Source organism: Maribacter sp. MMG018, assembly GCF_018100785.1.
Taxonomy (GTDB): Bacteria; Bacteroidota; Bacteroidia; order Flavobacteriales; family Flavobacteriaceae; genus Maribacter.
Map to the genome: position 1 here is coordinate 235,573 of NZ_JAGJEC010000002.1, position 23,694 is coordinate 259,266.

The window sequence follows — 23,694 nt, forward strand, 5'->3', positions numbered from 1 at the left end:
ATATTATTTAAGTGACCAACTATAAAACAGATTCTTTATTTTATTTTTAAGTAGCAAAAATCCATTTGCCGTTAAAAATAAAAAGGATGTATTATTTAGGTCTCGATATCGGTAGTTCTTCTATCAAAATTGCATTGGTCGTATCGGAGACCGGGGCAAGTGTGGCGGTCGTACAAGAACCGGAAACGGAAATGTCGATGTTGGCCATTAAAAATGGCTGGGCAGAACAAGATCCCAATGAATGGTGGATTCATGTATGTAATGGAATAGGCCGTATAATTAAGGAAAACAATATTTCTTCTAAAGATATTATTGGCATAGGTATCTCGTATCAAATGCACGGTCTTGTATTGGTTGATAAAGAGGGCAAGACCGTAAGAAATTCGATTATTTGGTGCGATAGCCGAGCTGTGGCCATAGGGCAACAGGCGTTTGAGGAAATAGGAGAGGACAAATGTTCGGAATACCTCTTAAACTCTCCGTCAAATTTTACAGCATCGAAACTTAAATGGGTCAAAGAAAATGAACCGGAAGTATATGTCAAGGCGTATAAATTTATGTTGCCCGGTGATTATATAGCCATGAGGCTTTCAGGAAAAATAAACACTACCGTTTCCGGTTTGTCGGAAGGAATCTTCTGGGATTTTAAAAAAGAGGGAATAGCGGAATTTTTAATGGATTATTATGGATTGGATGCCCATATGGTTCCCGATATAGTGGACACCTTTGGTGAGCAATGCCATGTAGATGAAAAAGGAGCTATTGAAAGTGGATTAAAAATGGGTACCCCCATTTTATATAGGGCAGGGGACCAGCCCAATAATGCATTATCATTAAACGTATTCAACCCTGGTGAGGTGGCTGCAACGGGCGGTACCTCTGGCGTGGTCTATGCGGTGACAGATAACCTTTCTGTGAAAGAAAGTGCCAGGGTAAATAATTTTGCCCATGTAAACTATAAACCAAAAGTAGAACCTAGAATAGGTAAGTTATTATGCATCAATGGATCTGGAATACAATACAGATGGTTGCTTAATAATTTGGATGTTTCTTCCTACGAAGAAATGAACAACTTGGCCAAAGAAATACCCATAGGCTCTGATGGGGTGGTGTTAATACCATTTGGAAACGGTGCCGAGCGCATGCTCAACAACCGTGAGGTAGGCACAAGAATCGTTAACCTTAACCTTAACAATCACGGTAAAGGGCATTTGTGCCGAGCGGCATTGGAAGGTATTGCCTTCTCTTTCGTATACGGAATGGAAATTATGAAGTCAGATGGTATAGAGGTAAATGTTATGCGGGCGGGTAACGACAACCTATTTAGGTCCGAAATTTTTTCGGAAACGGTTTCGACCTTGATAGGCTATGATATAGAAATATACAATACGACGGGGGCCATAGGTGCGGCCAGGGCAGGGGTATTGCAAAATGGGGACTTTGAAACCTATGGCAAGGTAATTATGGAGAACGATTACATAATGAGCTTTGAACCATTAAAAAATAAAGAAACGTACAAAGTCGCTTATCAACGTTGGAAAAAAGAACTGGAATTAACATTGAACAACTTATAAAATTAAAATAATGGCAGGTAAGGAATATTTTAAGGGAATAGATAAAATTAAATTTGAAGGAAAAGAATCTGATAATCCGTTGGCGTTCAAATACTACAACCCCGATCAGGTGGTTGCGGGTAAAACCATGCGCGAACATTTTAAGTTCGCCATAGCTTATTGGCATACCTTCTGTGGTCAAGGGGCAGATCCCTTTGGGCCCGGAACTCAGAATTTTGAGTGGGATCAAGCTTCAGACCCTGTTCAGGCGGCAAAAGATAAGGCAGATGCTGCCTTTGAGTTTTTTGAAAAAATAGGATTTGATTATTTCTGTTTTCATGACTTTGACCTCGTTCAGGAAGCGGATACCTTGGTGGCATCGGAAAAACGTTTGTCCACTATCGTAGATTATATAAAAGACAAACAGAAAGCTACCGGTAAAAAGTTGTTATGGGGTACGGCCAACTGTTTTTCCAACCCACGTTATATGAACGGGGCGGCTACAAACCCCGAGTTTAATGTGTTGGCCAGGGCCGGAGCACAAATAAAATTGGCTATGGACGCCACTATGGAACTTAATGGAGAAAACTACGTGTTCTGGGGCGGTAGAGAAGGTTATATGTCTTTGTTGAACACCGATATGGGAAGAGAATTGGAACACATGGGGCAGTTTTTGGCCATGTGCAGAGATTATGCCCGTAGCCAAGGTTTTAAAGGTAATTTCTTTATAGAGCCAAAACCAATGGAGCCCATGAAGCACCAGTACGATTTTGATACGGCTACCGCGATCGGATTTTTAAGGGAGTATGGTCTAGAGAAAGACTTTAAGATAAATATAGAGGTAAACCATGCTACTTTGGCGCAACATACGTTTCAGCATGAAATTGCGGTTGCCGGTAAGGCCGGTATGCTAGGTAGTTTAGATGCCAATAGGGGAGATTACCAAAATGGATGGGATACCGATCAGTTTCCCAACAACATTCAAGAAACCACCGAAGCAATGTTGGTGTTTTTAGCGGCCGGTGGCCTACAAGGCGGAGGTATTAATTTTGATGCTAAAATTAGACGTAACTCAACCGATTTGGAAGATATATTCTTGGCCCATATTGGTGGTGCGGATACTTTTGCAAGGGCATTGGTCACAGCCGATAAAATAATTGCATCATCTGCCTACAACAGTCTTAGGGAAAAGAGATATAGTTCTTTTGATTCAGGAAAGGGAAAAGATTTTGAAGAAGGAAAACTGGATTTGACCGACTTGTACAAAATAGCTCATGAAAATGGAGAACTTCCTTTAGTGAGTGGAAAACAAGAATTGTTCGAGAATATTATTAATCAATATATTTAGTACATATATATTTAGTTTAAAAAAGGTCTTGATGTATATTGTCAAGGCCTTTTTAGTTTACAGTAATGAGAAAGATAACCCTTAAAGATATTGCCAAGTATTTTGACGTGTCCATTTCGACCGTATCAAAGGCCGTCAATGACAGTCATGAGATCAGTGATGATCTTAAAAAGAGGATACGGCAATATGCCAAGGAAAACAACTACAAGCCTAATAAGTTGGCACTTAACTTGTTAAATAGAAGTAGTAAAACAATAGGTGTAATAGTGCCGAATATATTAAATTACTTTTTCGTGCAGGTCCTGTACGGCATAGAGAAGGTAGCCAATGAACATGGGTATAATATCGTTAGCTGTATTAGTAACGAGTCTTTTGAAAAAGAATCCAAGACTTTAGAACTGTTAGATTCTGGAACGGTAGATGGTCTAATAATGTCATTGGCAGAAGAAACCCAGGTAAAGGAACGGGTTGAAGGCCTGCAGGCGATTACGAACAGTCATATCCCCTTGGTGTTGTTCGATCGGGTCTCAGATCTGATAGCGTGTGACAAGGTCGTGGTAGATGATTTTGAGGCGGGGTATAAAACAACCAAACATTTTTTTAATATTGGATGTAAGAATGTTGCCTTCGTTTCTCCAATAGGCAATTCCAGTGTAGGCAAATTAAGATTGGCGGGGTATAAAAAGGCCTTGGAGGAGGCTGGTAGGGAGTTCGATGAAAGGCTGGTTGTAAACTTTACGGCCAAAGATGACTTAGATCTGTTAATGTCTTTTCTTTTAAATTATAAACCCGTAGATGGTATTTTGGGGCTAGATGAGATTACGGCCGTGAAAATATTACATATTGTAAAATCTAGGGGATATAACGTACCTAACGATGTTTCCGTTATCGGTTTTACAAATGGCCAACTCTCACAATATGTAACCCCTCCGTTGACCATGGTCAGCCAACATGGAAAATTTATCGGAGAGCAGGCCGCGGAGCTTTTGATCAAGAGAATAAAAAAACCTAGTGAGCCTTTTGAGACCAAAGTGGTAAAAACCAGTCTTTTGGTGAGAGAATCTACCAGAAAATTACAATAGGCTATATATTGTTCGGATGGGGATGCTCCCAATTTTTTCTGTAATCGCGCTGTAAAAGACGAGTAGCTTCGGGATCGTTTAAAACCGTTCTGCTTTTGGGGTCATAGACCAAGGGTCTCTTTAGGTCCATAGATAGGTTGGCCAAAATACAACTGGCCGTAGAGATATGCCCTTCTTCGATATCGGCAATAGGCCTGGTATCATTTTCAATGGCTTCCAGAAAGTCGATCATATGCCTTCTGGTAGCAGGTGCCGTATGTAGCTCAATGTCTTTTTCGGTTAAGTCCTCCGGATATTTTTCTTTCTCCCATAAAACATCAAATCGAATGGTTTCACTACCATCGCTAGGTACAAATTCGGCTTTCATGACATCACCTTTAAAAACCCCTTTTTCTCCATAAATAAAAAAGGCCCATGGGTATTCGGGGTCTGCGGCATTGCCCCATGTTCTATGTTGCCAAACACAATTTAGGCCATCGTATTCAAAAACAGCGGTTTGGGTGTCTGAAATGTTCGATTTACCTTCTTTTTGAACATAAATACCACCTTCAGAACTAATACGTTTTGGCCACCCTAGATCCAGCATCCAACGCACAGTGTCCAACATATGTACACACATATCTCCTACGATGCCATTTCCATATTCCCTAAAAGAACGCCACCATCCCCTATGGGGAATACCATCGTAGAGTCTCATGGGGGCAGGGCCGGTCCACATTTCATAATCTAAAAATTCGGGAATAGGCTGCAGGGCAGGGTTGCTATTGGAACGCATGTGGTAGTAGCAACATATATCTACATGGCCAATTTTTCCCAATAGGCCTTTATCTACGATCTGTTTTTTGGCCTCTATCAAATGCGGGGTGCTTCTACGTTGGGTACCCACTTGCACTACACGGTTATATTTTCTTGCTGCCGCAACCATAGCCTCCCCTTCGATAACATCAACGCTTATAGGTTTTTGTACATAGACATGGGCACCTGATTTTAATGCCTCTATGCACATTAGGGCATGCCAATGATCTGGGGTTCCAATAAGTACAATGTCTAGCTTTTCTTTGGCAAGCATCTTTCGATAATCGGAATATAGTTTGGGTTTTTTACCATTTTTTTGTCTTTCAGATACCAAAACCGCCACTTCGTTCAAAAAGTTGGAGTCTACATCGCATAATGAGGTAACTTCTACATTGGCTATTTGAATAAGTCTTAACAAGTCGCTTGTGCCGTACCAGCCACACCCGATAAGTGCTACTTTTTTTGGTGTTTCGTCTTTAAAAAAATTAAAACCATAAGATGGCACCGTAGAAAAAAGCAATGCGGCCGAGGTTCCTTTTATAAAATGTCTTCTATTAAACTGCGATGGTTCGTTGGTCATAATGATCTGTTTAAAAGATAGGTTTTCAAATACTTAAAAATAGGCTGTTTCTTATATTTCTTGAAATAAATGTAATCAGCAACGGGATAGGTTTCGAATAATATCAAATAATTCATGAATTTGTATTTGTTAATATATTCAAAATCCCTGTTTTTTTTGATTAATTCTTTAAATTGTACACAAAATCAAACTACAAATTATGCAGATAAAGGAATCTTCAGAAATCTATGATGTTATTATTGTAGGTTCGGGAGCAGGTGGCGGTATGGCTACCAAACAATTAGCGGATGCGGGTCTTAATGTTGCCGTAGTGGAAGCGGGTCCGTTTTTTGACCCGGCGGACCCTGTTACAATGACCCAATTAAAATGGCCTTATGAATCTCCTCGTAGAGGAGCGAATACCGATCGGGCTTTTGGCGAGTGGGACATGTCTTACGGAGATTGGGAGGTGGAAGGCGAACCTTATACCCATGCCGAGGGAACGACCTTTAAATGGTGGCGTTCAAGAATGTTGGGAGGTAGAACCAATCACTGGGGTAGAATATCTTTACGTTTTGGGCCTAAAGATTTTAAGGGAAAGACCAGGGACGGTCATGGTGATGATTGGCCGATCGGTTACGAAGATGTAAAACCCTATTACGATAAGGTAGATAAATTGATCGGTGTATTCGGAACAAATGAAGGCTTAGAGAACGACCCTGATGGTTTTTTTCTTCCTCCGCCAAAACCACGTTTGCACGAACTTTTTTATATCAATGGAGCAAAAAAAACGGGAATTCCGGTAATTCCGGGTAGGCTGTCCATGTTGACCAAAAGAATAAACAACGAACGTGGTGTTTGTTTTTATTGTGGCCAATGTAGTAGGTCTTGTCAGGTATACGCCGATTTCTCATCGGGTAGCTGTTTGATCTTTCCTGCCCAGAAAAGCGGGGGCAAGGTGAGGATTTACGTAAACAGTATGGTACGCGAGGTAACCACCAACGAAGAAGGTAAGGCTACCGGTGTTTCTTACATCAACAAAGAAGACAGAAAAGAATATAAGCTAAGGGGAAAAGTAGTGGTCTTGGCCGCTTCTGCCTGTAGCTCGGCGCGTATATTATTAAACTCAAAGAGTAAACAACACCCTAACGGACTGGGTAACAGTAGTAATCTTGTCGGTAAATATCTTCATGATTCTACAGGTGCCAGTGCGGCAGGGTTTATACCGGGCCTAATGAACCGTAAAACATCTTACAATGAAGACGGTGTTGGTGGTATGCACGTATACTCGCCATGGTGGGGCGATAACTCTAAATTAGATTTCCCAAGAGGATATCATATCGAAGTTTGGGGAGGTATGGGACAACCAAATTATGGTTTTGGAATGAACCCCAACGATTTTAATAAGTTCTTTGGTCTAAAAGTAGGAGGTTACGGAGAAAGCCTACGGGACGATGTTAAAAAATACTATGGTTCTGTCATAGGATTTGGAGGTCGTGGAGAAAGTATAGCCCGTAAAGAGAACTACTGTGAAATAGATCCTACGACGGTGGATCAATTTGGTATTCCTGTCTTGAAATTCCATTATAAATGGTCAGATTTTGAAAGAAACCAGGCCAAACACATGCAAGATACCTTTGAAGAGTTGATCCATAATATGGGAGGCCATTATTTAGGTGAAAAACCAGGAAAGGATAAAGATTATGGCCTACATGCCCCAGGAGAAATTATTCACGAGGTGGGTACTACCCGTATGGGAGATGACCCCAAAACATCTGTTACCAATAAGTTTAACCAATTGCACGATGTGGACAATGTATTTATTGTAGATGCCGGACCTTTTGTTTCACAGGCCGACAAGAACTGTACTTGGACCATTCTGGCACTCTCGTGGCGTGCTTCCGATTATATCATTGAGCAATTAAAACAACAAAATATCTAAACCATGGATAGAAGAAAGAGTATAGAAACCATGATTCTAGGTGTAGGTGCTTCGGCATTGGCGTTTCATGGTTGTAAAACAGAGGAAAGTAAACCGGCGGAAGAAGTAGCCGTAAATACCGACACCAAATATTTTGGCCGTACACCGGCAGAATTGGAACGTATAGAGAAGTTAAATGCCGAAAGACTGTTTACAGATCATGATATGGATACCATTACGGCGCTAAGCTTGGTAATATTGCCTCCAAAAGAACCTTTTGGAGGGCCTATCGAGGCCGAGGTTCCGGAAATGATCGAGTTTATGGGCAAGGATATTCCAGAAATGCAACCTACCTTAAAAGGTGGACTTATGTGGTTGGACCATAAAAGCAATAAAGAATTTGGTGTTGAGTTCAAATCGGCAACTTTAGAGCAGCAAAAACAGATATGTGATGAAATCTGCTGGCATGATATTGAGAAGCCATTGGAAGAGCAGCCGTTAGAAATCCAATTTTTTGCTTTGATGCGAAATCTCGTGGTAACTGGTTATTATACCTCTAAAGTAGGTATAGCCGATTTGGGCTATAAAGGAAATACCCCTAATGTATGGGATGGTGTTCCGCAAGATGTATTGGATCAGCACGGGGTAGCATATGATCCCGAATGGATTGCCAAATGTGTAGACCAAAGTAAGCGAAATGTTATCGCTGAATGGGACGAAAATGGCAACTTGCTCACATAGAACAATAATAACTTTATGAAGAAATTAGTTATGACCGCTATCCTATTGGGTAGCGGTTTTATGTCACAGGCGCAGGAAGTAGGTATACAGTTGTATAGTTTACGCAATCAGTTTAAAATAGATGTATCCAATACATTGGGACTTATCAATGAATGGGGTATTTCTAAAATTGAAGGTGGGGGAACCTATGGGATGCCCCTAGAGGACTTTAAGGAACTTCTAGTCCAATACAATTTAAAGATGGTGAGCGTTGGCGCCGATTTTGGGGACTTGGAGAATGATATAGATAAGGTAATTAAAAACGCAAAAGATTTTGGTGCTACTTATGTCATGTGTGCTTGGGTACCTCACGACGATAACAAGTGGGACCTCGAAGAGACCCAACATGCTACCACTGTTTTTAATAAGGCCGGTAAGCGGTTAAAAGAAAATGGACTTACATTGGTATACCATGCTCATGGCTATGAATTTAGACCATATAAAAATGGTACCCTATTCGATTATATGGCTGAAAATGCTACTGATTTTGCTTTTGAGTTAGATGTTTTTTGGGCTCAGCATGGAGGGGCAGATCCTTTGGCGCTGATAAGACAGTATCCCGATAAAATGAAGTTGTTACATTTAAAGGATATGGAGCATGGAATCGTGGGCAACAATACGGGACACGAAGATGTTGAGACCAACGTGGTCCTCGGATCTGGGCAAATTAATATAGCCGGGGTAGTGGCAGAGGCCAAAAAACTGGGTATAGAATATATGTTTATAGAAGACGAATCTTCTAGAGTGGTTTCGCAGGTGCCCCAAAGTTTGGAGTATTTAAAAAGCTTGGATTAAAAGAACATCATAGTAAAATTGAAAACTCCAGCTACAATGGTAACTGGAGTTTTTTTTTGTTATTCCTTTATGGCCAATCCCACCATAGAATCTGCCGTGCCATAATAAAGAAACCATTTGTTCTTAAAATAGACCAGACCTTCTATAAATGTGGTTCCTGCTTTGTATTGTCCACTTACCTCATGGGGTAGACTAGGGCAAATAAAAGGCGTTTCCAATCTGGCGAGCACTTTTGTAGGGTCGTTTTTATCGAACAACACTTGTCCGCCACAATAAGTGCCTTCCGGATATTTGTCGGTAGCCCCCTCGCCATTCAAATTTTTGCCATTGTATAACAAAAGAATTCCGTTGTCGGTATATAGGGCAGGAGGCCCCGGTTCTGTCAAATGACTGTCAAAGTCGTTTAAGGTAGGTTTAAAACTGTGCAATAAACTACCATCTTTATTAAGTGTGGGGCTCCAATCCACTCCATTTTCAGAAGTGGCAAGGTTTACGAAGAGCTCTCCCCAATACATAAGATATTTTCCGTTTATCTTTTTTGCTACCAATTTACAATCTTTTAACTCGGTGACGATAGAACCCGATTTGCTCCAAGTGTCCAAAAATTTTCCATCATGGGCATCTTCAAAAACAGGGCCTTGCTTTGTCCAGTTTCTTAGGTCTTTAGATGTGGCACTAGAAAGTCGGGCCACATCTTTGTTCCAGCTGGTGTAGAGCATAATATAGGTGCCGTCCGGTGTTTCGACTACACGGGGATCTTCGATACCTCCAGGTTGGTCCCATTGGGCAAATTCATCGGTGTCGGGAAAAAGAACGGGAGAAGGGTATTTGGTGAAATCAATGCCATTGGTACTGTAGGCAAGGCCAATTCTAGAGGTACGCCCCCCTAAAATGGCATCGGGGTTGTCCTCCGCACGAAATAATAGAAATACGGTATCGTTACGTACAATGGCCCCGGGGTTAAAAACATCCGCTTTTTGCCATTGCACCTCTTTGTCGGTAACGGGATCCTTAAAAACATAGCTGGAATCCGCTGTCATTATAGGGTTCTTTTTTGTCTTTTCAAATCCTAAGAGCCATATATCGGCAGAAGGGGTGTCAACAGCTTTTTTTTGAGTTGTAGTATCTTTACATCCAAAGAATAAAACCAATAAACAAAGAGATAATAACCTTACGTCCATTTTGTTGAATTTTAATATTTTACTAGTGTAATGGTAAGGTAAGAATTTAATTCCGTTCTCGGAATCTGACCTAATGTTTATAGGTATTTTGATAAAATAACTGTATTTTTCATTGTTTAACCTTAGTATGAAATATTTCTATTATAGCCTGGTACTACTGTTCTTTATGTCTTGTGGAGAAAAAGAAAAAGTAGAAAAGAAAAGCGATACCGTTGAACCACTTTCTCAAAAAATAGATACAATAGAGCAAGTTGATATTCAAGAAAGGGATAAGCCGGACCTTAATAGTTTGGCAGACACCACCTTTGTGAGATTGGCGGATTACAGCGACAATTTTATGTATGATATGCGGTATGCGACCGAGAATAATTTTTTAAAGGCCAAGGTATACGACTGTGCCGAATGTTATACGAGGGTAAAGACCGTAAAGGCGTTGATCGCCGCTAACGAAGATTTTATGAAGAAGGGCGTGAAGATTAAATTCTATGATTGTTACCGTCCCAATTCGGTGCAGTATAAAATGTGGGATATTGTACCCAATCCGCAATATGTTGCCAACCCGGTAAAAGGCTCAATTCACAATAAGGGTGGGGCCGTAGATATTACGTTGGTGAATATGGAGGGTGAGGAGCTTGATATGGGTACCGATTTTGATTTTTTTGGTAAACGGGCCTATCATGACAATTATGATCTTCCCCAAGAAATTCTTGACAATAGAAAGTTATTAAAAGAAACTATGGAGAAGCATGGTTTTTGGTCCACCAGGACAGAATGGTGGCACTATAATCTACAAGGGGCCTCAAAGGATCCTATAGCAAATTTTAAATGGGAATGTAATGAAAACGATTAATTATAGATTATGCTCAATTATCTTTTTAATGTTTAATTTTTTGAGTTGTTCCGTAGCAGCTCAGGTATTTTCGTTATGGCCAGAGGGGCAAATACCAAATAGAATAGAGACGAACGAAGAAGAGGTACACAAACAAGAGGGGATACTCAGAATCAGTACTGTTCAAAAACCGACCATAGAAGTCTATTTGCCTGCACAGAATAATGCTACAGGAGAAGCTATGCTTATCTTTCCTGGTGGGGGGTATGGTATATTGGCCTACGATTGGGAGGGTACCGATATTGCAAAATTTTTAAACGGAAAAGGTATTGCGGGTATAGTCGTCAAATACCGTTTACCTTCTTCAAAATCCCAGACACAAAAACACAATGTTCCGTTGATCGATGCGCAAAGGGCCATGCGCATGGTAAGGAGTAAAGCGAGCGATTTTCATATAGATCCCAATAAAATAGGAATTATAGGTTTTTCGGCCGGAGGACACTTGGCCTCAACACTTGGCACCCATTTTAATGAAAAGGTGTATGCTCCCGTGGACGCCATTGATAGTATAAGTGCCAGACCCGATTTTATGGCCTTGGGGTATCCGGTCATTAGCTTCGGTGCTATGACCCATAATGGTACAAAGACCAACTTAATAGGGGAGAGCGGACCACAGGATATGATAGAACACTTCTCTAATGAAAAGCAGGTAACCGACCAAACACCACCGACCATATTGTTTCATGCAACCGATGATACCGTTGTGCCGGTAGAAAACAGTCTGTTGTTTTATAAAGCTTTGAAAGACAATGGTGTTTCTGCAACCATGCATATATACCCAAAAGGAGGGCATGGTTTTTCACTGGCAAGAAAAGACGAACATCTAAGAGGTTGGACAGAGCGGTTGTTGGAATGGTTGGAAAGTCTTGATTAGATTTTACATCGTGTTTTTATGGTATAGGATCTAATGACCTGCATAATTTACCATGGTGGATGAGGAAAAATTATAGTAAAAAAATCTATCACTGTTTTTTTTGATTATTAAAAGAGCAATTCTATCTTTGCGCGAAATTGAGCCATAAATTTTTATGGCTTTTTAGTTTCGGGATGTAGCGCAGTCCGGTAGCGCACTCGGCTGGGGGTCGAGTGGTCGCAGGTTCAAATCCTGTCATCCCGACTAAATAGAAGCTTTGGTTTTTGTAGAAAGTTTAATTTCTAAAGAAAACCGGAGCTTTTATTTTTTAATAAAGCTTAGTTTTATTTGCAGTGAGGGTTTATAAGGATTGTTTAAATCCTGTCATCCCGACCAAATAGAAAAGTGGTTAGCAAAAGCAAATCACTTTTTTTGTTTTCAAGTGTAACGACAAAGCTTATTTTTTTATTAACGGATTAATGTTTTGTGCCTCAAAACATTGACTGTTGGTATATGGTTTTTGGGGCTTTGGAAATTTTAATTGTAAGAAAAATATTCTTAAAAAAATGTATTTTTGACGAAGGATATTTTTAATCTTATGTTCGAATTTTTTTATGAATTTTTCTTCTTGCGTTGCAATTTTTTTATTCTTTATTAATTTATCAAATGCCCAAACCTTTACCCCCACACCAGAAACTGTAGATGACCAAATCGAACAGTCCAAACAAGAGTTTTCTAAATTAAATTTTTATCAATCTATATCATATGCGAAAAAGGCATTCGATGGTGCTGAAAGCATATCATATTCAAAAGGGAAAACGATCGCTTCCATCTACTTGGCGAAAGCTTTGATTGAGATTGGGGAGTACAAAAAGGCTTTGTCTTTTATTTCAAAGGCAGAAAGAGAGGAATTCTTCAGTTCTTACATAAATATGCAAGTAGAATCGTATAGGCTAAAAGGTAGACTATACGGTAGTCTAGACATGAATCTCTTGGCAGAGAAAGAGTTTAAGAAACAATTGTTGCATTCTAAAAAGATAAAAAATCAGAATCAACGGGGAATGTCCAGGTTTTGGTCTTACCAAAATCTGGTACATATATATGATAAAACAAATAATAAGGACTCTTTGGATAAATACTTGGTTTTACAGGAAAACAGTGTTAATCGTTTAAATGAGACCGCCAATTTTTACAGTATAAGTGCAACATACTGTCAGATTGCCAGAAATCTTATGAAAAACAGTAAGTTTCAAGAGGCAAAGAACTACTTGGATAGATCAAACGATATTCTTCATAAATACGACTCTAGTTATCTCTTTCAGCATTATGATTGCTATGCCACTTACGAGAAATTGACCGGCAACTTAAAAGAAGCGGAGCGGTACTATGATTTGGCGTTACAAAATGCTTTGGAACTGAAAGATTTGGATGCCATTGTCGGTCAATACAAAAACATGTCCGATTTCTTCATAAACGATATGAAAGATGTTAAAACAGGGAAAAAATACTTGCTGTTGTATCATAAGTATAATGATTCTCTAAAGACGATAAATTCAAACATACAGGACGATGTGTACAATGAGATACTAAAAGAGAAATATGAGGTTTCTAGACAAGTAGGCGGAAGGTATGAATATGTTGTTTTGGGTGTACTGGTAATTGGTCTGGTGCCTATAGGGTTTATATATTATCGAAAAATAAAATATAAGCGTAAAATTAAGGTATTGGAAACCAAAATAGATGGTCATGATAAAACGGAGCAATCGAAAATAGAAGGTCAGAGGCATAAAGAACTAATGGCTGCGGCCAATGCCAATAGTCCCGATTTTCTGTTACTGTTTAAAGAACTTTATCCAGAGGTTGTAGTAGAGATTAAGAAACGTAATAAAAACGTACTTAATTCCGATATTGTTTTTTTGGGTATGGCGCATTTAAATTTTTCTACCAAAGATTTGGCTAAAATATTAAACGTTACGGTACGGGCCATTCAGGTTCGTAAAAATAGACTTCGAAAAAAGTACAATATTCCTTCAGAGATAGACTTTAATCTATGGTATGGTGTAACAACTAAAAAGGAGATTGACTAAGAACAATCGAATAAATAGGGCTGGTTGTTATCTAGAGGATGTTATTGGTTAATGGCCATTTTGTTATGGGGTGGTTAAGGATTAAATGAAGAGGCAACATTGTTGATGCTATATTTAGTTCATTACAGGCATATATTTCCATAATCGGTATATCATAAAGAATATCATGACCTTTCTTCCAAATTAATTATCTGTAGAATTACTTTTAAACAAAGGGTTGCTTTTTGAAAAGGCAGTAGAAAGTCCGGAGTATGATTTGTGTATATGGATCAATAGAAATTCCGGCTACCTTTTTTAGTGAGGTCATGAGACCCTATGGCTGATGGATTTGTCTTTGTTTTTCTTCATTTTATCTAAAAAATGCCAATGTTTCGCACATGTGAAACATTTGTGATAGGTGCTTTTTGGGACATATGTTAATTTTTTAAAGATTTTTGTGAAAATTCTGTAAATATTTTTTTTACAAGTTTTGAAGATCCCACCACCATTTTTTTTTGTCCCATTTAAACATAAACAATTTAGTATGATGAGAAAGTATTTTAAATGTATACTGTTCTTGGTTTTTGCCACATTTATAGGTTATGGGCAACAACCGTTTCAGTGTGATGGGTCCGCGTACCTTGTGTCTTCGCCCTCGGGAACCGTTCCCTCAACGATTTACGTGGTCGAGTCTACCAGTCCCAGTACCGTTTTGGCTACCATTACCCCATCCATAGCGGATAGGTACAATGCCATAGGCTATAATTTTATGGATAATCTTATCTATGGAATCGTTAGTGGTGATGCAGCTTCCAATACCCCGGGAGATATGGTACAGATAGATGCCCTGGGAAATGTTGTAAACATGGGGGTGCCCACACCCGTTGCAGGACAAAGTGATGGCTTGGCTTCATGGACTGCCGACCCTAGTGTAAATGCCAATGGAGGTTACGTGAATATGGCCTCGGGCGTGGTGGGAAGCGATCATTTGTTCTATTGTCTTGCAAGTACCGATGATTCCAAAGCCTATCTGGTAACCGTTGATTTGGTTGCCATGACTTATACCACAAAACAACTGTCCCTTGGTGTAGCGTCCTTAGTGGCCGACCTGGCATTTTCTTCGTATGACGGTATGCTCTATGGAACCGTGAGAGGAGAGCAAAAAATCGTAAAAATAGACCCGGATAATGGAAATCAATCCTATGTAAGCCTTCCGGCAGGTTCCCCTACATTATTGTATTCTGCCGGAGGCGCTTGGAACGATTCCCAAGGTAGGATCTATTTCTATTATAATAGTACCAATGAAATAGAAAACAGATTGTTCAGATATGACCCAAGTATCAATGAACTTGTTGATATGGTCAAAGCTACCGCATATTCCACCTTCGATGCAACGGCATGTTATCCTACCTCCTTCGAAAAAGAAGTGGATGTGCCAGCTGAAGGGGTGCATGCGGGAGACATCGTAGATGTCGAATTTACTATTTACAATAATTTTCCTTCAACACAAATTTTTGACTTTGAGGACACACTTATTTCCTCAAACCTTAGTTGGGTGGCCAATTCCGTGACCCCCGCATCGCCTGGTGGTGGTACGGTTAACATTACGGGGCAAACCCTGAATATAGATGGAATTTCAATTCCCCCCATCGCATCGACCAGTGGCGTGCCTTTTTCTTTTACCGTTTCCTTTAAAATTTCCGAGGAGGCGTCTCCGATTGAATGTTTTACCAATCAGGCCAGTATATCCAATGGTTCTACAACGGTAACGAGTGATGACCCGAATACCTTGGATTTAGGCGACCCTACAGAATTTTGTTTAACTCCATGTACCACTTGCAAGGCCGGGGACGATTCCGCTACTACACTAGTAGATGCCCCCGTTTTGATCGATATATTGGACAACGATTCCAATATGGGAGATTTGGATGTGTCAAGCATAACCATTACAAGTGCCCCGTCAAATGGAACGCTAACCATCGATCCTGTAACCGGAGAGATAGAATATACTCCAAATGCAGGTTATACAGGTACGGATGAATTCACCTATTCGGTATGTACAACAGATACACCGGTATACTGTGATACGGCCACTGTTTCTATTGATGTGCTCGCGGACACGGATGGCGATGGTATTTCTGATGACCAAGAGACCTTGGACGGTACCGATCCTTCAGACGATTGTGATTCGGTAGGCGGAACACCTTTGAGCACCAGCGACTGTGATAATGATGGAATCAGCAATGGCGATGAGGTGACTTTGGGAACTGACCCGAACGATCCCGATACGGACGGTGACGGTATATCGGACGGACAGGAAGTGTCCGACGGCACCGCCCCCCTTGACGACTGTGATTCGGTAGGCGGAACACCTTTGAGTACTGGCGACTGCGATAGCGACGGTATCTCTAATGGCGATGAGGTGACTTTGGGTACGGATCCCAACAACCCCGATACGGACGGCGACGGCATTTCCGACGGACAGGAAGTATCCGATGGTACTGTCCCCCTTGATGACTGTGATTCCATAGGCGGTACACCTCTAGCTACAAGCGACTGCGATGGCGACGGAATCACCAATGGCGATGAGGTAGCTTTGGGAACTGACCCCAACAACCCCGATACGGACGGTGACGGTATATCGGACGGACAGGAAGTGTCCGACGGTACGGATCCTTTAAATTCTTGTGATTCGGTAGGCGGAACACCTTTGAGCACCAGCGACTGTGATAATGATGGAATCAGCAATGGCGATGAGGCTACCTTGGGAACCGATCCCAACGACCCCGATACGGACGGCGACGGTATATCGGACGGACAGGAAGTGTCCGACGTTACGGATCCTTTAAACGATTGTGATTCGGTAGGCGGAACACCTTTGAGCACCAGCGACTGTGATAATGATGGAATCAGCAATGGCGATGAGGTAGCCTTGGGCACCGACCCCAACGATCCCGATACGGACGGTGACGGTATATCGGACGGACAGGAAGTGTCCGACGGTACGGATCCTTTAAACGATTGTGATTCGGTAGGCGGAACACCTTTGAGCACCAGCGACTGTGATAATGATGGAATCAGCAATGGCGATGAGGCTACCTTGGGAACCGATCCCAACGATCCGGATACGGACGGTGACGGTATATCGGACGGACAGGAAGTGTCCGACGGTACGGATCCTTTAAATTCTTGTGATTCGGTAGGCGGAACACCTTTGAGCACCAGCGACTGTGATAATGATGGATTGACCAACGAAGAGGAATTAATTTTGGGCACCGACCCTAATGACCCCGATACGGATGGTGACGGTATCTCAGATGGTCAAGAAGTCTTGGACGGAACCGATCCCTTGGATGATTGCGACCATGTAGGTGGTACTTCGTTACCAGATAGCGATTGTGACGCAGACGGTCTGACCACCTCCCAGGAAGAGGCGATAGGGACCGATCCGGAGAATGCGGATACGGATGGGGACACCATTCCCGATGGTCAAGAATTGGAGGACGGCACCGATCCCCTGGATGCTTGCGATTCCATAAACGGAGTTCCTACTCCAGAATCTGACTGTAATGAAGAGGTCGACGAAATGGATATTTCGGTGACCAACGAGATCATAACACCGGACAACGACGGGGTGAACGATTACTTCGAGATCGACAATATCGAGTCGTACCCGAACAACAAGGTGCTGATCTACAACCGTTGGGGCGTTTTGGTCTATGAGATGTCAGGTTACGACAACGGGCCCGGTTCCTTCAAGGGCGTCTCCAGCGGAAGGGCTACGATCCAGGCGGACTCTAAATTGCCAGTCGGGGTATACTTCTATATAATCAAATATGAAAACAAAGGGGAGGGTCTGAGCAAATCGGGCTACTTATACGTGAACAGATAATTTTCCCCGAAAACAAACAATAAAGATGAAAAAACTATTTATAGCTGTCCTGTCCATATTTTCCGGTCTTTTTTCGGTCGTTGGACAGCAAGATGCCCAATACACGCAGTACATGTACAATACGATATCGGTGAACCCGGCCTATGCGGGCTCCCGTGGTGTTTTCAGCATAGCGGCGCTGCACCGTTCCCAATGGGTGGGTCTGGACGGGGCCCCGAGCACCCAGACACTGAACCTTCATACGCCGGTATCGAATTCGGTGGGTCTTGGGCTCTCGGTGGTGCACGACGAGATCGGCAACGGGACGAACCAGGACACGTACATCGATGCGGCCTTTTCCTATACGGTGCATACCTCCGAGGAGGGCAAGCTCTCCTTCGGCCTGAAGGCCGGGGGCCATTTGTTCAACGTCGATTTCTCGAAGTTGAGGAACTACGGGGCGGAGAGCAACCTTCCCAATATCGACAACAAGTTCTCTCCCAATATCGGGGCGGGCATCTATTACCATACGGACCGTTACTATGCGGGGCTGTCGGTACCGAACTTTTTGGAAACGGAACATTTCGACACATCGGGTTCTGGCGGCAGCTCTTTTTTGGCCAAAGAGCGAATGAACCTCTACTTCATCACGGGCTATGTGTTCGACCTGGATTACAGGACCAAGTTCAAGCCTGCCGCCCTGGTGAAGGCGGTAAAGGGGGCGCCCCTGCAAGTGGACCTTAGCGCGAGCTTTTTGTTCAACGAGAAGTTCTCGTTGGGTGCGGCCTATCGTTGGGACGCCGCCCTGAGCGGGCTGTTCGGGTTCCAGTTGAGCGATCAGTTGATGCTGGGGCTGGCCTATGACCGGGAGGTCACCGAGCTAGGGGGGGCAAGTTTCAACGACGGATCTTTCGAGATCATGCTGAGGTATGAATTTTTGAACAAGTACAAACGAGTGATTACCCCGAGATTCTTTTAAATACGATAAGACAACATGAAAAAAGCAAGATCTATTTTCTTTGGTTTGGCCGTAATGGGCTGTATGGTGAACGCCCAGGAAAAAAAACTGGAAAAGGCCGAAACCAAGTTTTCCAACTTTGCCTATGCGCCTGCCATACAGTCCTATGAGGACCTGGTAGCGGAGGGTTACGGCGAAGAGCAAATATTCAAGAACCTGGGGAACGCGAATTATTATAACGCCAAGTACATAGAGGCATCTAAGTGGTACGGGAAACTGTTCGAACTCGACAATGCGGATATCGACCCGGAATACATGTACCGCTATGCGCAGACCCTTAAGTCACTGGAAGAGTACGGTGCCTCCGATAGCTGGATGAACAGGTTCAAAGAGGCCAAGGCCAATGACCGTCGCGCGGTACAGTTCGGGGAGAACCTGGACTATCTGGATCGGATAGAGGCGAATTCGGGCCGTTACGAGATCGAGAATATCGGTCTGAATTCCAAGGTGTCCGATTTTGCCCCGTCTTTTTACGGACGGGACCTGGTCTTTTCAACGGCAAGGGACAGTGGGTCCATATCGAAGAACATCCATAAATGGAACAACGGTTCGTTTCTGAACCTATATAAGGCCTCACGGGACGGGGAGGGGAATTTCCTCGAGGTGTCGCGGCTTTCCCGGAAGTTGAACAAGAAGACCCATGAGTCCTCGACGGCCTTTACCAAGGACGGGAAGACCATGTACTTTACGAGGAACAACTCCAACAACGGCAAGTTCTCGCGGGACGAGCAAGGAGTGAGCCGGTTAAAGATATACAGGGCCACGCGGGAGGACGGCGAATGGAAACATATCGAGGAGCTTCCCTTTAACGACGACAGTTACTCGGTGGCGCACCCGGCATTGGACAAGGACGAAAGCAAGCTGTATTTCGCCTCCGATATGCCGGGCACGGTAGGGGAGTCGGATATCTTTGTCGTGGACATCCATGCCGATGGAAGCTTCGGCACACCACGGAACCTGGGCTCCAAGATCAATACCGAGGCCAGGGAGACCTTCCCTTTTGTGACGGATTCGGGCGTGCTCTATTTTTCAAGTGACGGGCACCCTGGCCTGGGCGGGCTCGATGTTTTCGCCACCGATCTGAAGGAAGGGGAGTTCGGCAAGGTCGTGAACGTGGGCCGGCCGTTGAACGGGGAAGAGGACGATTTCTCCTATATAATCGACGAAGACACAAAGAAAGGTTTTTTCGCCTCCAACAGGGAGGGAGGACACGGGGATGATGATATCTACGGCTTTACGGAGACCAGGCCCTTGGACCTCAAGTGCTATATCCTGATAGCCGGAACGGTCATCGATGAAGCGACAGGGGAACTGCTGGCCAATGCGTCCGTCAAGGTCTACGACGACCAAAACAATGTGGTCTCCACATCGGAGACCGATGCCGACGGGGCCTTTGGCATGCAAGGCGATTGCAGGGAAGCAAACTATAGGGTAGTGGCCTCAAAAAGTGATTACGACGATGGGGAGAAGGCTTTTGTGACCATAGGGTCAAAAGATGCCACGGGCATAGAGGTGGTCTTGGGCAGGACGGTAAAATCGGCCCCTGTGGGAACCGACCTGGTCAAGTATTTGGAGATAGAGCCTATCTATTTCGATTTCGACAAGTACTTTATCCGGGAGGATGCCAAGGTAAGTATCGAAAAGGTGCTGGCGTACCTGAGGGAATTCCCGAATGTAAAGGTAGAGGTACGTTCGCATACCGATTCCCGTGCCAACGATGCGTACAATATAAGGTTGTCCCGTAACAGGGCGAAGGCCACTGCAGCGTATTTGACGGCCCATGGCATTGCCGAGGACAGAATTTCCTTCGAGGGCTATGGGGAGACCCAGCTCACCAACAAGTGTAGCAACGGGGTGCCCTGTACCAAGGAACAGCACCAGATGAACAGACGATCGGAATTCATAGTGGTGGAATAGTCCACTGTTACAAAGTTACAAATGGATATAAAAGGGGAGAAGCTCAGTTTCTTCCCTTTTTTTATACGATAGAACCTGTTATATATACCCATAATTGTACAGAAGAGTCTTTTGAAGATAGATAACATACTCGGTTTTTGATATTCTCAGGTCTTAGATTCATATCTTGTTATACTTCATGTTCACATTGCTTCCTATGATATAACTTCTACTTATCTTTATCCCCTTAAAGAGAAAAATAGGTGTTTACATGAGATTATTTTTCATCCTATTACTAACGGTACTCACTACATCTTTGCGGTTAAGTGCACAAAACCTTTTGCCGCCGATACATAATTATAAGATTTTTGAATATAGGGCCGACAGTAAAAACTGGGGGTTGTCTACCAATGAGGCTGGAGAATTATTCGCTGCCAACAATAGCGGATTGCTTCATTATAACGGAGAGAAATGGCACCTTTATAAACTTCCCGACAATACGACGATAAGGTCCGTTGCCCATATCAACGACAGAATATATACGGGGTCTTATGAAGAGTTCGGTTATTGGGTGAAGAATACGTATGGTGTTCTTGAGTATACTTCGCTGACGCACTTAATAAAAGATCACACCTTTACCAATGAAGAATTTTGGCAAATTATGCCCTATGGCGATGATGTGCTTTTTCGATCATTTAACGGCATATATCTTCTAAGGGATAACGAAGTCAAGGTAATCGCTCCTGACTTTGTGATCAACTATATTTCTGGATATAGAGATAAGATTGTGGTCGCTGCCGGACATAACAGGCTTTACGAACTTGTAGATGATAAGTTAGAGCCCTTGAAAGAGTATAAGCTGTTTTCCGATAAGATTATTGTTGGTATGGCCGAAATAGAAGAAGGCCTTTTGGTTGGTACTAGGCGTAATGGTTGTTTTATCTTGAACGATAGAGGGGTAAGTCCTTTTAAAACCCTAATAGACGACCAATTAAGTCAACATCAACTCAATCAGATCTTGCCGATTTCGGAAAGTATGATTGCCTTCGGGACCATAAAGAACGGTATATATCTCTATGATAAGAATAAAAAAAGTAGTCAAAAGGTCAACCGTCAAGTGGGACTGCAGAACAATACAGTATTGTCAATGACTCAGTACCAAGACCAACTATGGGTGGGCTTGGACAATGGAATCGATAGGATACAACTCAACTATCCCTTAACCTATTATACCGATTATACGGGTGCCGTGGGTACGGTGTACGATCTGGCCGTTTATAAGAATATCCTATATATGGCGAGTAACACGGGCATGTATTATTTTAAGGACGATGTGTTGCATTTTGTTGAAGGTTCACAAGGTCATGTGTGGGATTTGAATATTACGGACGGAGATCTTTTTTGCGGTCATAATACAGGAACTTATAAAGTAGAAGAAAACACTTTTGAAAAGATATCGGATATTTCAGGGGGCTACCAGATCGTAAAGGTCCCCGAATCGGATGCTTCCTTTGTTCAGGGTACGTATATAGGTTTGTCCAAATACGAAAAGGACGATTCGGGCAATTGGGTCGTTACCCCGATTACGGGAATCAACAAACCGGCTAAATACCTTTGTTTCGAAGACGCCCATACACTCTGGGTAGCTCACCCTTATAAAGGGTTGTACCGCCTTGTACTCAACGATAGTTATGATCAGGTGGTAGATAAAATCGAATTTACCAAAGAGAACATACCTACCAATTACAATGTTAAGGTCTTCAATATTAGAAATCAGATCGCGTTGGATATTGAAGGGGTGTGGCATAGGTATGATCCCATTTTAAAAAAGATAAAACTGTTCGATGAGTTTCAGGCTTATAATCATAAGAATCTGGTGTACCATGATGATTCGTCTTTTTGGTTTATAGATAACGAAGGCGTCAAAAAAGTACTCTTTTCCGATTTAAAGGAGGTGAATTACATCTTGGACGATCTGCAACTGCAAAAACGATTGACCCCCGAAGCTGAAAAAATCGTTAAGCTAAACGATTCTACCTATTCCTTTACTTTAAATGATGGTTTTGGAAAACTGGATATATCCGAATTTCGCCATCATTTTGAGAATTTTGAACTACAGCAACCCAAGCTGGTGTCTTTTAAGGCCAAGGGTAGCACGTATCCATTGGATAAAGATACTTTTGAAATTCCATACAAGTTGGCAAGTGACATTACGGTAAATATTGCATCGCCCGCCTTGCTGGATGCCACATATTACTATGATCTAAGCGGGCCCATAGATCAAGAGGCTTATTTGGAAAATGGTCAAATAAATTTTCAAAATCTTCCCTATGGCAATTATGAGTTAAATGTTTTTAGTGTAGGTATAGACAATGAACGTTCCAAGGCCAACATCTTATTTTTTGAAATCGCACCACCATGGTATTTGTCCAAGGTGAGTTTCGTACTTTATATAGTGGCTTTTATTGTAGCACTATTTTTATTAAGAAGGTACAACAGATCAAAAATAGAGAAACGTCATTTAGAGCTAAAAACCAAATTTATCAAGGACCAAGAAGAGCGGTTGGCAAAAAAGGAAAAAGAAAAACTTGAAAAGGAAATTAAGAAAAAACAAAAGGAATTGGCCCGCATTACAATGAGTATGGCCGAGAAGAACAAGGTTATCTTAGAGTTAAAGGAAATGTTATTGGTAAATAAAAGCCAATTTACCAATCAAAAACGTTTTGGTTCGTTTATCAAAAAATTAGACAATTCTATTAATGATGATGAGGATTGGAAGCATTTTGAAGTTAACTTTAAAGAACTTCATGAGGACTTTTTCGAAAACCTGTTAAAAATGTATCCCAAATTAACACCTAAAGACCTAAAATTATGTGCTTATTTGAAAATGAACCTTACATCAAAAGAGATTGCGCCCTTAATGGCGATTTCAAATAGGGGAGTGGAGATTCATAGATACCGACTTCGAAAAAAATTAGGAATCGACAGTTCTCAGAACCTTTCTAACTTTTTAATCAAATTTAACTAGCTTTTTTTACGATATTTTTAATGCCTTTCGATATTTATACATACATCATTACTACATCA

General features: G+C 42.1%; 15 protein-coding genes and 1 tRNA gene. 14 read left to right on the forward strand and 2 right to left on the reverse strand.

Annotated features, from left to right (window positions below):
* Window positions 1-86 precede the first annotated feature (86 nt).
* The 3 genes from J8L85_RS09240 (at window position 87) to J8L85_RS09250 (ending at window position 3,983) form a co-directional block, all read left to right on the forward strand.
* Complete coding sequence (locus J8L85_RS09240) at window positions 87-1,574, forward strand: FGGY family carbohydrate kinase (protein ID WP_211016674.1); 1,488 nt, start codon at window positions 87-89, stop codon at window positions 1,572-1,574.
* 1 nt (window position 1,575) lies between these two features.
* The gene (xylA, locus tag J8L85_RS09245; protein WP_211018234.1) at window positions 1,576-2,901 is read left to right on the forward strand and encodes a xylose isomerase; all 1,326 of its coding nucleotides are present in this window, start codon (window positions 1,576-1,578) and stop codon (window positions 2,899-2,901) included.
* A 65-nt stretch (window positions 2,902-2,966) separates the two neighbouring features.
* Window positions 2,967-3,983 (forward strand): LacI family DNA-binding transcriptional regulator, encoded by a 1,017-nt coding sequence (locus tag J8L85_RS09250; RefSeq protein ID WP_211016676.1) that lies wholly within the window; start codon window positions 2,967-2,969, stop codon window positions 3,981-3,983.
* Window position 3,984: 1 nt separating this feature from the next.
* Here J8L85_RS09250 and J8L85_RS09255 read toward each other — a convergent pair whose 3' ends face one another.
* Window positions 3,985-5,358: a Gfo/Idh/MocA family oxidoreductase gene (locus J8L85_RS09255; RefSeq protein ID WP_211016678.1), complete on the reverse strand. Its 1,374-nt coding sequence runs from the start codon at window positions 5,356-5,358 to the stop codon at window positions 3,985-3,987.
* A gap of 199 nt (window positions 5,359-5,557) precedes the next feature.
* Here J8L85_RS09255 and J8L85_RS09260 point away from each other — a divergent pair, with 199 nt between their 5' ends.
* From J8L85_RS09260 to J8L85_RS09270, 3 genes are read left to right on the forward strand one after another with little or no spacing between them, the layout of a single operon-like run.
* Window positions 5,558-7,279: a GMC family oxidoreductase gene (locus tag J8L85_RS09260; RefSeq protein ID WP_211016680.1), complete on the forward strand. Its 1,722-nt coding sequence runs from the start codon at window positions 5,558-5,560 to the stop codon at window positions 7,277-7,279.
* A 3-nt stretch (window positions 7,280-7,282) separates the two neighbouring features.
* Window positions 7,283-7,999, forward strand: a complete 717-nt coding sequence (locus J8L85_RS09265) for a gluconate 2-dehydrogenase subunit 3 family protein (protein ID WP_211016682.1) — start codon at window positions 7,283-7,285, stop codon at window positions 7,997-7,999.
* Between the two features lie 15 nt (window positions 8,000-8,014).
* Entirely contained in the window at window positions 8,015-8,833 is an 819-nt protein-coding gene (locus tag J8L85_RS09270) for a sugar phosphate isomerase/epimerase (protein ID WP_211016684.1), read from the forward strand.
* A gap of 59 nt (window positions 8,834-8,892) precedes the next feature.
* Here the strand turns inward: J8L85_RS09270 and J8L85_RS09275 are convergent, their stop codons facing one another.
* The gene (locus J8L85_RS09275) at window positions 8,893-10,014 is read right to left on the reverse strand and encodes a glycoside hydrolase family 130 protein (protein ID WP_211016699.1); all 1,122 of its coding nucleotides are present in this window, start codon (window positions 10,012-10,014) and stop codon (window positions 8,893-8,895) included.
* Window positions 10,015-10,141: 127 nt separating this feature from the next.
* Between J8L85_RS09275 and J8L85_RS09280 the strand changes: the two genes are divergently transcribed.
* From J8L85_RS09280 to J8L85_RS09315, 8 genes are all read left to right on the forward strand, one after another.
* Window positions 10,142-10,864: a M15 family metallopeptidase gene (locus J8L85_RS09280; protein ID WP_211016701.1), complete on the forward strand. Its 723-nt coding sequence runs from the start codon at window positions 10,142-10,144 to the stop codon at window positions 10,862-10,864.
* Between the two features lie 28 nt (window positions 10,865-10,892).
* Window positions 10,893-11,777: an alpha/beta hydrolase gene (locus tag J8L85_RS09285; protein WP_211016703.1), complete on the forward strand. Its 885-nt coding sequence runs from the start codon at window positions 10,893-10,895 to the stop codon at window positions 11,775-11,777.
* Between the two features lie 169 nt (window positions 11,778-11,946).
* A tRNA-Pro gene (locus J8L85_RS09290) sits at window positions 11,947-12,020 on the forward strand.
* 350 nt (window positions 12,021-12,370) lie between these two features.
* Window positions 12,371-13,843, forward strand: a complete 1,473-nt coding sequence (locus J8L85_RS09295) for a hypothetical protein (RefSeq protein ID WP_211016705.1) — start codon at window positions 12,371-12,373, stop codon at window positions 13,841-13,843.
* A gap of 523 nt (window positions 13,844-14,366) precedes the next feature.
* Window positions 14,367-17,714, forward strand: a complete 3,348-nt coding sequence (locus J8L85_RS09300) for a gliding motility-associated C-terminal domain-containing protein (RefSeq protein WP_211016706.1) — start codon at window positions 14,367-14,369, stop codon at window positions 17,712-17,714.
* A 25-nt stretch (window positions 17,715-17,739) separates the two neighbouring features.
* Window positions 17,740-18,672, forward strand: a complete 933-nt coding sequence (locus J8L85_RS09305) for a type IX secretion system membrane protein PorP/SprF (protein WP_211016707.1) — start codon at window positions 17,740-17,742, stop codon at window positions 18,670-18,672.
* Between the two features lie 15 nt (window positions 18,673-18,687).
* Window positions 18,688-20,628 (forward strand): OmpA family protein, encoded by a 1,941-nt coding sequence (locus tag J8L85_RS09310; protein WP_211016708.1) that lies wholly within the window; start codon window positions 18,688-18,690, stop codon window positions 20,626-20,628.
* Between the two features lie 250 nt (window positions 20,629-20,878).
* A complete protein-coding gene (locus J8L85_RS09315; RefSeq protein WP_211016709.1) occupies window positions 20,879-23,635 on the forward strand; it encodes a LuxR C-terminal-related transcriptional regulator in 2,757 nt (918 codons plus the stop codon).
* Window positions 23,636-23,694 lie beyond the last annotated feature (59 nt).